This is a genomic window from Haloferax sp. S1W (genome assembly GCF_044593955.1).
In the GTDB taxonomy this organism is placed as follows: domain Archaea; phylum Halobacteriota; class Halobacteria; order Halobacteriales; family Haloferacaceae; genus Haloferax.
Window position 1 is genome coordinate 2,470,690 of sequence record NZ_CP172595.1, and the last position, 13,023, is coordinate 2,483,712.

13 protein-coding genes are annotated in these 13,023 nt (G+C 62.4%); 6 read left to right on the forward strand and 7 right to left on the reverse strand.

Annotated features, from left to right (window positions below; all coding sequences use genetic code 11):
• Window positions 1-62 precede the first annotated feature (62 nt).
• The 3 genes from ACH9L7_RS13035 to ACH9L7_RS13045 form a co-directional block, all read right to left on the reverse strand.
• Window positions 63-1,361: an RNA-guided endonuclease InsQ/TnpB family protein gene (locus tag ACH9L7_RS13035; RefSeq protein ID WP_396611128.1), complete on the reverse strand. Its 1,299-nt coding sequence runs from the start codon at window positions 1,359-1,361 to the stop codon at window positions 63-65.
• A 1-nt stretch (window position 1,362) separates the two neighbouring features.
• Window positions 1,363-1,767 carry an IS200/IS605 family transposase gene (gene tnpA, locus ACH9L7_RS13040; RefSeq protein ID WP_396611129.1) on the reverse strand — a complete coding sequence of 135 codons (405 nt, stop codon included), beginning with the start codon at window positions 1,765-1,767 and terminating at the stop codon, window positions 1,363-1,365.
• A gap of 189 nt (window positions 1,768-1,956) precedes the next feature.
• Entirely contained in the window at window positions 1,957-2,817 is an 861-nt protein-coding gene (locus tag ACH9L7_RS13045) for a sulfurtransferase (RefSeq protein WP_396611130.1), read from the reverse strand.
• Window positions 2,818-3,069: 252 nt separating this feature from the next.
• On the opposite strand from ACH9L7_RS13045, the gene ACH9L7_RS13050 reads away from it, so the two are divergent.
• Window positions 3,070-3,846, forward strand: coding sequence for a sulfurtransferase (locus ACH9L7_RS13050; RefSeq protein ID WP_396611131.1), 777 nt, complete (start codon window positions 3,070-3,072; stop codon window positions 3,844-3,846).
• 9 nt (window positions 3,847-3,855) lie between these two features.
• Here ACH9L7_RS13050 and ACH9L7_RS13055 read toward each other — a convergent pair whose 3' ends face one another.
• Window positions 3,856-4,953 carry an AI-2E family transporter gene (locus ACH9L7_RS13055; RefSeq protein ID WP_396611132.1) on the reverse strand — a complete coding sequence of 366 codons (1,098 nt, stop codon included), beginning with the start codon at window positions 4,951-4,953 and terminating at the stop codon, window positions 3,856-3,858.
• A gap of 126 nt (window positions 4,954-5,079) precedes the next feature.
• Here ACH9L7_RS13055 and ACH9L7_RS13060 point away from each other — a divergent pair, with 126 nt between their 5' ends.
• The 3 genes from ACH9L7_RS13060 to ACH9L7_RS13070 all read left to right on the forward strand — a co-directional run bounded on the left by ACH9L7_RS13060 (window position 5,080) and on the right by ACH9L7_RS13070 (window position 9,169).
• On the forward strand, window positions 5,080-6,219 hold the full coding sequence (locus ACH9L7_RS13060; RefSeq protein ID WP_396611133.1) for a thiamine ABC transporter substrate binding subunit: 1,140 nt from the start codon (window positions 5,080-5,082) through the stop codon (window positions 6,217-6,219).
• Between the two features lies 1 nt (window position 6,220).
• Complete coding sequence (locus ACH9L7_RS13065; protein ID WP_396611134.1) at window positions 6,221-7,936, forward strand: ABC transporter permease; 1,716 nt, start codon at window positions 6,221-6,223, stop codon at window positions 7,934-7,936.
• A 72-nt stretch (window positions 7,937-8,008) separates the two neighbouring features.
• Complete coding sequence (locus ACH9L7_RS13070; protein ID WP_396611135.1) at window positions 8,009-9,169, forward strand: ABC transporter ATP-binding protein; 1,161 nt, start codon at window positions 8,009-8,011, stop codon at window positions 9,167-9,169.
• Between the two features lie 27 nt (window positions 9,170-9,196).
• Here the strand turns inward: ACH9L7_RS13070 and ACH9L7_RS13075 are convergent, their stop codons facing one another.
• Complete coding sequence (locus tag ACH9L7_RS13075) at window positions 9,197-9,877, reverse strand: class I SAM-dependent methyltransferase (protein ID WP_396611136.1); 681 nt, start codon at window positions 9,875-9,877, stop codon at window positions 9,197-9,199.
• Between the two features lie 122 nt (window positions 9,878-9,999).
• On the opposite strand from ACH9L7_RS13075, the gene ACH9L7_RS13080 reads away from it, so the two are divergent.
• Both ACH9L7_RS13080 and ACH9L7_RS13085 read left to right on the forward strand, forming a co-directional pair.
• On the forward strand, window positions 10,000-10,458 hold the full coding sequence (locus ACH9L7_RS13080) for a DUF2391 family protein (RefSeq protein WP_396611137.1): 459 nt from the start codon (window positions 10,000-10,002) through the stop codon (window positions 10,456-10,458).
• Window positions 10,459-10,584: 126 nt separating this feature from the next.
• Window positions 10,585-11,166, forward strand: a complete 582-nt coding sequence (locus ACH9L7_RS13085; RefSeq protein ID WP_396611138.1) for a hypothetical protein — start codon at window positions 10,585-10,587, stop codon at window positions 11,164-11,166.
• Between the two features lie 32 nt (window positions 11,167-11,198).
• Here ACH9L7_RS13085 and ACH9L7_RS13090 read toward each other — a convergent pair whose 3' ends face one another.
• Both ACH9L7_RS13090 and ACH9L7_RS13095 read right to left on the reverse strand, forming a co-directional pair.
• The gene (locus ACH9L7_RS13090; protein WP_396611139.1) at window positions 11,199-12,020 is read right to left on the reverse strand and encodes a hypothetical protein; all 822 of its coding nucleotides are present in this window, start codon (window positions 12,018-12,020) and stop codon (window positions 11,199-11,201) included.
• 230 nt (window positions 12,021-12,250) lie between these two features.
• On the reverse strand, window positions 12,251-12,493 hold the full coding sequence (locus ACH9L7_RS13095; RefSeq protein WP_396611140.1) for a ferredoxin: 243 nt from the start codon (window positions 12,491-12,493) through the stop codon (window positions 12,251-12,253).
• Window positions 12,494-13,023: the final 530 nt, after the last annotated feature.

Genomic DNA, 13,023 nt, shown 5'->3' on the forward strand with positions numbered 1-13,023 from the left:
AAAAAGAATCGAAGAATCGAATTCGAGACGACTGAGTTCGGGCCGAAGTGAACTACCCTACCCTACTCGCTCACGGCTGACGCCGTTCGCTCCTTGAGGGTAGGGCTTCCTGCTTCCACGACGCGCTTTGCAGACACAGGTGTATCCACAGGGAGCGCAGTCTCCACAGGCGTTAACGAATCGCATCGCGATTCGTTCGCACACCAGAAATCTTTGATTTCTGGGGACGTTGATTCGGAGTATCCCACTCCTACATCTTCGAGGCCGCGAGAAAGAATGTTCCACGCCGCGTTCGCGTCCCTGTCCGCCTCAAACCCGCAGGCGGGACAGGAGTGTTCACGGACCCACAACGGCTTGTCGGTCGAAACGCCGCACGACGCGCACTCCTTGGTCGTCCCTCTCGGGTTGACCGCCACGAAGTGAGTGCCTTCACGCTCGCACTTGTATTCGAGCAACGAGAGGAACGTCCGCCACGCGGCAGACGCCGTGGTGCGGCTGTTCGACGGCGACTCCATCATCCCCTTCACGTTCAGGTCTTCGACCGCCACGAGGTCGTACTCCCGAGCGTAGTACGCCGAGAGCTTGTGCAAGAAGTCACGGCGCTTCCGTCGGAGGTCGGCGTGACACTCCGCGACTCGACGCCGTTGCTTCTTGTAGTTGTTCGACCCGTGCTGTTTGCGCGAGAGCTTCCGTTGCTCGCGCTCCAAGCGTTCGCGTTCGTCTGAGAGATCAAGGGATCCGACCGCCGTGCCGTCGGTGTCGTGGGCATACTTGAGGATGCCCACGTCGATACCGACGCATTTCTCGGGGTTCTCAGGCGGTTCGGGTGGTTCACGGCTCATTTGGACGCCGAAGGTGGCGAACCACTCGCCCGTCGGTTCCTTCTTGACCGTGACCTGTTTGGGCTTCGCGTCGTCGGGGATGGTTCGGTGGAGCCGAATCGGTATGTCCGCGAGTTTCGAGAGTGACAGGACAGTCTGACCGCCCTTCTTGTCGAGCTTGAAGCCAGACTGACTGTACGTGAAACTGCGGAACTCCCGTGGCGGCTTCCACTTGAGTTGGCCGACGCCGTAGCCGTTCTCCTTGAGCGCCGAGAGTCCTTTGAGGTTGTCGAACAGCCGTTCCACGACAGTTTGGAGAACCTTTGAGTACACGTCTGAGAGGCCGCTCCACCACTTCTTCAGGTCGGGGAGTTCCGACCGCAGGGTGGTCATGGACGGCAGTTCGCCGTGTTCGTCTTGGTACTCGTTGAGGCGGTAGAGTGTGTGGTTGTAGAGTTGCCTACAAATGTCTCGGTGACGGTCCAACTCCTCACGATGGGCGTCGGACGGCTTGAGACGGTACTTGTAGGTGTAGTACATTCTACTCGCGTTGGTTCTCGACGTACTGTTTCAGCACATCCAGCGACACCTGCCCTGTCGAGATGAGGCAGTACGAGTCGTTCCAGAACGAGTCGCCCCACAGTTCGGTCTTCAGTTCGTCCGCGTACTCGTTGCGGATACGGCGGGCGGTCGCGCCCTTAGCCGTGTTGATGAACTTCACGAGGTCTGTGGTTGGCTTCGCTCGGAAGAGGATGTGTACGTGGTCGTCCTCGCCGTCGAGGTTCGTCAGTTCGACACCGTAGTTGTCCGTGAACCCGCTGATGACCTCGTGAATGAATTGGGTTCGCTCCTCGGTTAGCACTCCGCACCGATACTTTGTGGTGAGTATCAGGTGGTAGTGCAGGGAATACGTCGAGTGCGCTCCTGAGTCGAGGTCGTACTCCATTGGGTTCGGCCAATATTATACTACCCTATTGCAAAAACGTTGTGACTGCGTGGGCCTGCGGGTTTGCCACCGAATCGAGTATGAGAACTTTGCGGCGCTGTATCCCCTCCCTGCTCGCGCCTCCCGTTCGGTCGGCGCTCGCTGAGGAAGGGGGCTTAGCGCCTCAGTTCAGCTAAAACTGAATCGCGCTCAGTTGCCCTTCTCGACCGGGGCGCCGACGAGGTTGCCCCACTCCGTCCACGAGCCGTCGTAGTTGGTGACGTTGTCGTAGCCGAGGAGTTCGTGGAGTGCGAACCACGCGATGGACGAGCGCTCGCCGATACGGCAGTAGGCGATGGTGGACTCGTCGCCTTCGATGCCTTCGTCGGCGTAGAGGTCGCGGAGTTCGTCAGCGGACTTGAAGGTGCCGTCGGAGTTGACCGTCGCGGCCCACGAGATGTTGCTGGCACCGGGTACGTGGCCGCCGCGCTGGGCGGTTTCCTGCAGTCCCGGGGGTGCGAGAATCTCGCCGGAGAACTCTTCGGGCGAGCGAACGTCGACGAGCGGCAGACCCTTGTCGACCGCCTTCTCGACGTCGTCGCGGTAGGCGCGGATGTCCTCGAAGGGACCCTTCGCCGTGTAGTCTTGCTCCGAGAAGGACGGCACTTCGTCCGTGGTCGGGTAGTCGCTGTCGAGCCAGTAGTCGCGACCACCGTTCATGAGGCGAACGTCCTCGTGGCCGTAGTACTTGAACTGCCAATAGGTGTACGCCGCGAACCAGTTGGAGTTGTCGCCGTAGAGGACGACCGTAGAGTCTTCAGAGATGCCGTGAGAGCCGAGGAGGTCGCCGAAGTCCTCCTTCGTCAGCACGTCACGCGTCGTCTGGTCCTGCAGTTGGGACTCCCAGTTGAAGCCGATGGCACCGGGGGCGTGACTCTCGTCGTACGCCTCGGTGTCAACGTCGACTTCGACGAGTCGGTACGCCGGGTCGTCGCTCTGGAAGTCGTCGAGGTGGTCCTCCACCCAGTCCGCCGAGACGAGTACGTCCTTCGCGTAATCGGAGTTTGACATCGCATTCCACCCTACGTCAGCCTCCCCCATAACTTTCACATCGACGGCACGTACGGCCTGACCCCCGGTGATGGAGAAATTATTGCCGGTAAATGGCGAACGAAGCGGGCGTTTTCAGTGCTGATTTCGACTTATTCGGCCGGTTTCTCGGGGGGAATCACGCTGACCGGCAACATCATCCGGTATTCCGGACACGGGGCGAGGGGTGCGAAGAGGCACGCAACTAAATCCACGGCCACAATAGGGGTCGATATGACAGACGTAGTCTCTGCGGCGTGGCTCTCGGAGCGATTAGGCGACGTGCGCCTCGTCGACGTGCGGGACGCCTGGGAGTTCGACGGTATCGGCCACCTGCCGGGTGCGGCGTCGATTCCGTTCGACGAGTTTCGGAGCACAGACGGCGACGTGGGGATGCTCCCGGGACGCGACGTGTGGACGGGACTGCTCTCCGAGGCGGGCATCTCGGCCGACGACGATATCGTCGCCTACGACGACATGCACGGCGTCTTCGCGGCCCGGTTTCTCGTGACCGCACTCCTCTACGGACACGACCCGGACAAATTGCACCTACTCGACGGCGACTACAGCGCGTGGAACCAGCAGTACGAGACGACAAGCGAGGCGAGCGACCTCCCGGACGCGACGTACGAGGTGACAGACCCCGAGGAGTCACCGCTGGTCGATTTCGAGACGGTCGAGGCGGCGCTCGACGACGACGAGGTTGTCATCGTGGACACGCGCGACCCGAGCGAGTTCGCCGAGGGGCACCTCCCCGGTGCAGTCAACCTCGACTGGCGCGAACTCGTCGACGACGAGACGCGCGGACTAAAGCCGCGAGACGAACTCGATTCGATTCTCGAAGCCGCCGGTATCACGCCCGACCGGCGAATCGTCCTCTACTGTAACACGGCGCGGCGAATCAGCCACACCTACGTCGTCCTCTCGAACCTCGGCTACGAGAACGTCGAGTTCTACGAGGGAAGCCTCACCGAGTGGGAAGCACGCGACGGCCAACTCGTCGAGGAGTAAGTCGACAGGTCAGTTTCCGGCCTCGGCGGAATCTTTGGTCGACTCACTCGGGTGTTCCGAGTCCGTGGCTTCCGGGGAATCCGTGAGCGCCGGTGACTCTAGCGACGCCGCGGGCGCGGCGTTCTCGACGTTGAGTTCGTCGCCGAGGAGGTTTACGGCCTCAATGACCAATGCGACGACGAGCGGTCCCGCGATGATTCCGATTGGCCCGAGACTCAACAACCCGCCGACGAACCCGACGAAATAGAGGCTCCCGGGAAGGTCCGCCGTCTCTCTGGCGAGTCGGGGCCGAATGAGAATGTCGGGAAGCCACGCGATGGCGAACCCGCCGACGAACACGAGCAGAGCCGCGGCGACGACATCACCAACCGCCAGATGGTAGATGGCCATCGCGCCGAGCAGGAAGCTCGGACCGACGATGGGAATGAACTGAAGGACTGCGGCGGCGGTCGAGAGCGTGATGACGTAGTCGTAGCCGAGCGCCCAGAAGACTGTGAGCGCGATGAAGAACGTCCCGATAGCAGTCGCGGCCTGCAAGACGTAGATGGCAAAGAGCGTCTCTCGGCAGCGCACGTTGAGCGAGCGAGCGGCGAAGCGGTACTCCTCGGGAACCAGCGCGAGCAGCGTTTGACCGACGGTGTCACCGCTGAGGAGCAGCGAGAACACGAGGAAACCAAAGAGCGTGAGTTTGATGAGCAAGACGGGGGCTGCCGTTGCGATTCGCTGCCCGAGCGACCGCAGCACTGAGAAAGCAACCGTCCGAACCTCTTCGACCGTCGCCGAGTACGTGGCGCCGAGGAAGTCCACGGAGACGACGTCGGGGACGAGCGATGCGAGTTCGAGAAGCGTGTCTAACCGGAGTAAGAAAATGATGACGAGCGGTGAGAGAACGGCGACGACGCCGACCCCCGCAACGACCGTTGCGACGGCACTCGACATCCACCGGGAGACACCCCTCGTTTCGAGATGGCGACGGAGCGGAACGAGAAGGTACGCGACGGTGATAGCGAAAAACACCGTCGCAAGCACGTCTATGAGGATGACCGCCGCCGCAATCGCGGTCAAAGCGAGCACACCACCGAGGACGTACGGGCGCGAATTAGTCACACATATGACTTCTCCCGCAACGGGCTAAACCGTATCGCAGGACACCGAAAACGTACCAATACGTGTGAACATCCACCAACGCCGACATCATCGGGGTTAAATATCACAGAGTGCAACAACCAAGTAATGAGACGAAGGAACTTTATTAAATCGGCCGGTGCCGCGGGTGTATCGGCTCTTGTCGCTGGATGTACTGGTGGTAGTGGTAGCGAAACGACAACCACCGAATCCGGCGGGACGACGACCGAGACGACCACCGCACAGGGAACCACGGTCGGTGGAGAGTCACAGACACTCCTCGTCGGGACCTACGGGGCGTTCGTCGACGCCCCGAGTACGAGCCCCGGTGCGTGGCTGAAAGAGCAGTTCGAATCCGAGTTCGACGCGACGCTGGAGTGGCAGACGCCGGACGCGGGCGTGAACCACTACATCGAGCGCGCGCTTCGCGGCGTCGAGTCGGGTGCCGACCTGTACGTCGGTCTCGACGCACAGATGCTCGTCCGCGTGGACGAGAAACTCGATGACTCGCTCTTCGCGTCCGCTGGAGACCTCTCGCGCCTCGGCGACGTGAACGAACAACTCGAATTCGACCCGGACGGCCGTGCGGTTCCGTACGACACGGGCTACATCTCGCTCGTCTACGACGAGACACAGGGTGGAGACGAGACGTTCACCGCTCCCGAGACGTTCGACGGGCTTCTCGACCCCGCGTACAAGGGCACACTCCTCGCGCAGAACCCCACGTCGTCGGCGACGGGGCAGGCGTTCTTGCTCCACACCATCGACGCGAAGGGCGAAGACGGCTATCTCGACTACTGGGCCAAGTTGAAGGAAAACGACGTGCGCGTCCTCGGCACCTGGTCGGACTCCTACACCGCCTACTCGAACGGCGAGGCACCCATGGTCGTGTCGTACTCGACCGACCAGGTGTACGCCAACGAGTCGGGCGCTGACATGGCCAAACACCAGGTTCGCTTCCTGAACGACCAGGGCTTCGCCAACCCCGAGGGGATGGCACCCTTCGCCGACGCTTCCTCCCCGGACCTCGCGGCGGAGTTCATGGACTTCATGCTCCGGCCCGAAGTGCAGGCCGAAGTCGCGGTCCGCAACGTCGCGTTCCCGGCGACCACGAACGCCGAACTCCCCGAAGAATTCGCGAAGTACGCCCACGAACCGCCGGAGGCCGTCACTTTCTCCTACGACCGCCTCCAGGACAACCTGAGTGACTGGGTCGACGCGTGGGCCCGCGAGTTCGCCAGTAAGTAGGGTGGTCCGCACGGCCAGTCGCCGTGTCGCCCGCCACCTCGAACAGCGGTTGCTCTCTGCCGTTGCCGCGGCGACCGCCATCATCCTCCTCGTTCTGTTCTACTACCCTGTCGCGACCGTCTTCGCCGACGCCGTACTGGTCGACGGCGACCTGACGCTCGACCCTCTCGTCGCGATTCTGACGAGCGAGTTCTACCTCGTCGACATCATCTGGTTCACGGCGAAACAGGCGTTCTACTCGACACTCGCCAGTCTCGCGCTCGGCCTCCCCGCCGCGTGGTTGTTCGCCCGCTTCGAGTTCCGCGGCCGCGAGACGCTTCGCTCGCTCACCATTCTCCCGTTCGTCATGCCCTCTATCATGGTCGCAGTCGGGTTTGTGGCCACCTTCGGCCGGAACGGGACGCTGAACCGAGCGCTCTCGATGTTCGGTCTCCCGACGGTCGAACTGCTGTTCACGCTGGAGGCAATCATCATCGCACACGCGTTCTACAACGCCCCGCTCGTCGCCCGCGTCGTGACCGCCGCGTGGGAGAGCGTCGACGCCCGTGCAGTCGAGACGGCGCGGTCGCTCGGGGCCGACCCGCGCCGCGCGTTCCGCGATGTTGTCCTCCCGCAACTGCTCCCGTCTATCGGGGTTGGTGCGACGCTAACGTTCATCTTCACCTTCGCGTCGTTCCCCATCGTCCTCGCCCTCGGCGGGTTCCAACTCGCGACTATCGAGGTGTTCATCTTCGCGAAGGTCCGCGACCTCGCGTACGCCGAGGCGGCGAGTCTCGCGGTCATCGAGACCGTCATCTCGCTCACGCTGACGGCGGTCTACCTTCAATACGAGGCCACACAGCGCGCCGCCGGTGGTACCGCGAATCCGCTTCCACGACAGTCGATTGTCCCGACCTCGTGGACGCCGAAATCCGCGCTCCGTACCCTCAGCATCGCCGGATACAGCGCTGTGGTCGGCCTCGTCTTCATCGTTCCCATCGCGAGCATGCTACTCGCCAGCGTCACGGGCGGCGACGGAAGCCTCACGCTCGCCCACTACGCCTTCCTCGCCGAACGACAGGTGACGGGCGCGAGTTTCCAGGTCAAGCCGCTGCCCGCCATCTGGAACTCGCTTTTCTTCGCGGCCGGGACGCTCCTCGTGGCGGTCCCGATGGGGGTGACGATAGCCGTTTTGACGACCCGACGCTACCGTGGACGGACCCTCATCGACGCCCTCGCGATGGCCCCCTTCGCCGTCTCGGGCATCGTCGTCGGTCTCGGCCTATTGCGGGGGCTCGTCTTCGGTGTCGACGTGTTCGGCACGCGAATCCGTGTGACGGGCGCGCTCGCCATCGTCGCCGCCCACGCCGTCGGCGCATATCCCTTCGTCACGCGAAACGTCGCACCGCTCTTTGCCCGTCTCGATGGACGACTCGTAGAATCAGCGCGGAGTCTCGGGGCGACCCGGAGTCGCGCCCTTCTCGACGTGGAACTGCCCCTCGTCTGGACCGGCGTCATCGCGGGCGCGGCCTTCGCTGTCGCTATCAGTATCGGCGAGTTCGACTCGACGATTATCCTCGCGGAGGGGTCGGGGAGTTTCACCATGCCCGTCGCAGTCGAACGATTACTGGGCCGCCGACTCGGTCCCGCGACGGCGATGGGGTGTGTGCTCCTCTTTGTCACCTCGCTGAGTTTCTTCGTCGTGGACCGCTTCGGCGGGAGGTGGGGTGAACTGTGAGCGTCACGCCGAGGTGGAGCGAGTTATGACCGTCCGCCAGAAAGTCCACAACGTGAACCTGGAGGTCGACCCGTGAAGCTCGAACTCGACGGCGTATCCAAGCGATACGGAACCGCAACCGCGCTCGAAGACGTGTCCCTGTCGGTCGAAGACGGCGAGTTCTTCACCCTCGTCGGCCCCTCCGGATGCGGGAAGACGACGACGCTTCGCTGTATCGCCGGATTCGAGTCGCCGACCGAAGGGGCCGTCCGCTTCGACGGTGAGTCGATGGTCGGCGTGCCACCCGAACAGCGAGGAGTCGGCGTCGTCTTCCAGAACTACGCGCTGTTCCCACACATGAGCGTCGGCGAGAACGTCGCCTACGGCCTCCGCTTTGTCGACACCCCTGGCGGCGTCTCGAAGGAGACACGCGTCTCGGAACTTCTCGACCTCGTCGACCTCTCGGGGTTCGAAGACCGCGACCCGGACTCGCTGTCCGGCGGCCAACAACAGCGCGTCGCGCTCGCTCGCGCACTCGCACCCGGACCGGAGTTACTGCTGCTCGACGAACCGATGTCGGCGCTCGACGCACGCCTGCGGGAGCGACTCCGCCGACAGGTCAAACGCATCCAGTCGGAACTCGGCGTGACGACGGTGTACGTCACCCACGACCAGTCGGAAGCCCTCGCCATCTCGGACCGCGTGGCCGTCCTCAACGGCGGCCGCGTCGAGCAAGTCGGTGTCCCCCGCGACGTGTACCGCCGACCCCGAACGCGGTTCGTCGCGGAGTTCGTCGGCGAGAACAACGTCTTCGATGGTGTCGTCGAATCTCGACCGGAAACGGAGGGGTTCGTCGACGGAGTCGAAAGCGGGGGCCGTTCAGGTGCAGTCGAAGGAAGGGGCCGTTCGGGCGCAGTCGAAAGCGGGGACCGTACAGGCGCAATCGAAAGAGCGGGCACAACGGAAGTCGAGGTTGACGGCCACCGGTTCACGCTGACTGGCATCGATGCCACTCCCGGTGACTCGCTCACGTTCTGCGTCAGGCCCGAACACCTCCACGTCAGAGGTGGAGAAAACCAACTTCGCGGCACCGTCGTCGATGCGGAGTTTCAGGGGTCGACCACGCGCCTCAGACTCGACTGGGGCGACCACGAGATAACCGTCGCCGTCCCAGACAACGAAGACGAGTCGTTCGAACTCGGCGACGAGGTGGTCGTCGGTTTCGACGCCGACGCGGTCCACGTCGTCGAGTAGTCCGAACCGTGGACGCCGGAACGTCGCTTAGGGTGCGACGCCGACAGTAAGCAGCGTGCCGAAGGTCCGGTAGCGCTCGACCATGTCCTCACGCGTCTCCCAACTCTCGGTCGGGAACTCCTCGGCGGGCGGAATCTCGATTTCCATGTCGGCGATAGAGTCCTGTTCGGCGACGTACAGACCGGCGTCGTGGAAGGCTTCGCGGTACTTCTCGTGCGTCCAGCGCGTCATCTCGATGGAGATGTTCTCCTGCCAGACGTGCGAGTGGACGTTCTCTTCGTAGTAGTTGACCGCGCAGTAGAAGGTGCCGCCGGGCTTGAGAACGCGCGCGACCTCTTCGAGCGTGTGTTCTGGGTCCGGCGCGTAGTAGAACGCCTCCATCGACCAGACGTGGTCCACGCTGTCGTCGTCGAACGGCAGGTCGTCGAAGTCGCCGACGACGAACTCGATGGCCTCGGTGTCGGTGTACTCGCGGGCGTTCTTGACCATCTCGGGCGAGCCGTCGAGACCGTAGCCTTTGCCGATGCCCTTCGTGTCGTGGAGTGCGCGGAGGGCATAGCCGCTTCCCGTCCCGAGGTCGACAACGGTGTCGCCTTCTTTGACCGGCATCCGGGCGAGGGCGTGCTTCGCCGTGTGCCAGTGTCGGTCCTCCATTCCCTTGTCGCGGCCGTCGGCCGCCCACGCGTCGAACTCGTCGCGTACGCTCATATCCACACCTCGCGGCCGGGGGACAAAATCAGTTCGAAGCGCGGCGCGGTACCGAGGTGCTCCTCGCGTCGCAGCACCGGCCCCGGCGCGCCATTTAATTGTCGTCGCACCCACCGCGACGTATGGTCGGGGTACGCCGCCGGTTCGCTCTCGCGGACACCACACAGCAGATTGTCGGTGGGTTCCTTCTCGCCGGACCGTTCGTGGTCACAGAGGAGGTGTGGATCCTCGCGCGTGGTATGTCGGTGCTTCAGACCGTTTTCACGTTCGTCATCGTCCTCATGATCGGCTACGGCGCGCTCTACAAGGCCGACGACCGCGACCCCGACAGGGAACGCGACGTGGCCGGGATTCCGGTTCGGTTCATCTCGCTCATCAGCGTCTCGTACCTCTCGGTGTTCATCCTCGCCGTCTCGTTCAACGCGCCCGGAACGTTCCTCTCGGACGTGACCGGGACCATCCTGTTCGACGGGTTCGGGATACGACTCGACCTCGCGGTCCTCGCGGTGACGCTCAAAGCGACCAGCGTCGGGGCTGTATTCAGCGTCATCGGTGCTGCAACGGCCGATTCGCTGTTCTAATCCGTACCCGCAACCCCTCGGGACCGCCTTCTAACCGCGGCCGATGCTCCACGGGACCACCCGGTCGACCCGCTGACTCGGTGCCACAGCCTGAAGCGTTAAGTCGGCGCGGTAAGTGCATGAGGTATGGATTACGAGCTCGCCATCGAGAACACGCCGGGGACGGTACCGGGCGGGACAGGAATCTTGCTCCTCCATCCGAGCATCGGCGAGACCGACCGGATAGACACCGATTTCTTCAAAACCGACACCGACCACTTCCTCGTCATCTCGACGCGAACGACGGCGCGCGAGGTCGAACAGAAGTTAGAGCACTACGAGGTAGACGAGTCGCGCGCGACCATCCTCGATACGCTTTCTATCGAGCGAGGCTACTCCCGACGAAGCGCCGACAACATCTACTACGTCGCGTCGCCCGACAACCTCGACGCCATCGTCGCAAAGACGCGAGAGTTCCTCGCCAACCACGACGGAAAACTCAGGTTCAGCGTCGATTCGGTGACAGAGATGGCCTACTACGCCGACGACGACCGGGCCTACGAGGCGACGAAGGAACTGCTCGCACTGCTCGACGAGTACGACGCAGTCGGACTGTTCCACCTCTCGAAGGAAGTCCACGACGAAGAGACGCTCGACAAGTTCCGTGCCCTCTTCAGCGGCGTCGTCGACCTCCAAGAAGACGGGACCGTCACTGCCGAGTTCCAATAACGACCGCAGTTCGACGAAACCACTCAGGCCGCCTACTCCGGGCCGCTCGTCGAATCCCGAGCGTCTCGCGCTTCCGCGAGGCGGTCGAACGTTTTCTCCGCCCAGCGGACCGCATAGGTCGGCCCGTATTCGAGGTACGCCGCGGTGTCGAGCGCCGCAAACGGGGTCGGCAGGTCGCGGCCGTGTTTGATGGCTGAACACGCGAACTCGGTCGCCTCCGCGAAGGACGTTCGTCCCGTGGCGACCAACCGCGGGAGGTCGGACAGTCGGTCGTCTAACCGTTCGCCCGAATCGACCCACGCGTCGTACAGGCGGTCGTGTTCGCCCGCCCACGATTCGAACTCGTCGCGGGTCTGGAGTCCGACCCACCCCTCGTAGAGTGCGACCGCGATTTGGTAGACTTCCGTCCCGTTGAGAGGCGTCGCCTCGGCGAGGGCGCGGTACTCTTCGCCGAAGAACGGGAGGAAGTGTTCCGGAACGTCGTCGAGACCACTCTGGACTACTGCCTCGGCGATGAGGAAGTCGAGAAAGTCGTCCGGGGTTCCCTTGGCACGGTACTTGACGAGGACGACCGGCGGGTCGGTCTGCTGTGTCCACGTCACGGTTCCGTCGCCGGGCATTCCGATGGTGAAATCCGATGAGGCGTAGTGTCGAAGCGCCTCCGGAGCGTCCGCTGGTAGCCACTCGTCGGGGTACGTTGCCGGCGACAACGAATCGACCACGAGGCCGAGATTCTCCGCGGCGGCCGGTGGGATGGTGTCGAAATCACCGGCAACGTCGAAGACGAGCGCCTCCGGAGCGTACTCCTCACGGACCGATTCGAGGTCCGCCGGTAGCGTTCGGGGGTCGAACATCTACTCAGGCGAGGCTCATTCCGACGAACACGAACGCCAGAACGGCCGACACGCCGATGGTACCGAGAACAATCTTCGTCGCTTGGCTCATAGTGTCACGGTTACCGTCCCCCCGCTTAAATCCTTCAGTCCGTCGGCGAATCTCCAGTTGAAACGAGGGGGGTCGAGAGCGAACACCACGGGTCAAGGTGGCACAGAAGAAGGGAGAACCGCAACGGGTCAGTCCCCGCTCAAATCAGTTGTTCGCCGTCGTCGTCGTAGATGCGGATGGCATCAACGGGACAGACGCGGGCGGAGAACTTCGCGTCGAACTCCTCGTCTTCGGGGACTTCGAGGACGAACACGTCTTCTTCGACTTCCTCGGCACCGGGGAGGTCTGCCTTGCCGTCGTCGAGGTTCTTCTCGAAGGTGTCCCACTCGTCGACGCACTGGAACATGCCGATACAGGTCTCTCGGTCGAACTCGACTTTCATATCTCAACGTATCGCCGGGGCGTACATAGCCCTGCCGACGACGTGTGAGGGTTGGTCGTCGCTGCCGTCGGTACTATCGAGCGCCGCCACCGACTAATATAGTAACCGTTAGAACTTTTTGCACAGAAGCGGTTGCAAGAGATAGTGAAGCATCTCGACGAGGTCACCGTCGAGGAATTGCAAGATGCCCTCGACAACGTGGACAAAAAGAGGCCGACACAACGGCTCTTAGCAACGGGTTCTTCGACTCACTTGACGAGTTAACGACAGCGATCGACAGCGATCGACACCGCTCTTGACCAGCTTTCCGTTCCAGAAGTGAGTAACTATTTCTAACGAATACTATAAATTTCATTCTAATATCTGGCTAAGGATATAATTTCATCGGACTCAAATGGTCCAACACACATTTCTAAGCACGGTTTTGGAACCTCTTCTTCCGCCTGGTACAAACTTACGACTTAGAGAGGCCCGAAATGTTATAAACCATATTATATTCTAATTTCATAACATTTAATACATGTGTGAGG

Bases quoted from the DNA above. Each gene is read 5' to 3' on its own strand.
- ACH9L7_RS13080 (WP_396611137.1), top strand. From the start codon at position 10,000: ATGGTCGGGGTACGCCGCCGGTTCGCTCTCGCGGACACCACACAGCAG.
- ACH9L7_RS13060 (WP_396611133.1), top strand. From the start codon at position 5,080: ATGAGACGAAGGAACTTTATTAAATCGGCCGGTGCCGCGGGTGTATCG.
- tnpA (WP_396611129.1), bottom strand. From the start codon at position 1,767: ATGGAGTACGACCTCGACTCAGGAGCGCACTCGACGTATTCCCTGCAC.
- ACH9L7_RS13045 (WP_396611130.1), bottom strand. From the start codon at position 2,817: ATGTCAAACTCCGATTACGCGAAGGACGTACTCGTCTCGGCGGACTGG.
- ACH9L7_RS13035 (WP_396611128.1), bottom strand. From the start codon at position 1,361: ATGTACTACACCTACAAGTACCGTCTCAAGCCGTCCGACGCCCATCGT.
- ACH9L7_RS13085 (WP_396611138.1), top strand. From the start codon at position 10,585: ATGGATTACGAGCTCGCCATCGAGAACACGCCGGGGACGGTACCGGGC.
- ACH9L7_RS13095 (WP_396611140.1), bottom strand. From the start codon at position 12,493: ATGAAAGTCGAGTTCGACCGAGAGACCTGTATCGGCATGTTCCAGTGC.
- ACH9L7_RS13090 (WP_396611139.1), bottom strand. From the start codon at position 12,020: ATGTTCGACCCCCGAACGCTACCGGCGGACCTCGAATCGGTCCGTGAG.
- ACH9L7_RS13075 (WP_396611136.1), bottom strand. From the start codon at position 9,877: ATGAGCGTACGCGACGAGTTCGACGCGTGGGCGGCCGACGGCCGCGAC.
- ACH9L7_RS13050 (WP_396611131.1), top strand. From the start codon at position 3,070: ATGACAGACGTAGTCTCTGCGGCGTGGCTCTCGGAGCGATTAGGCGAC.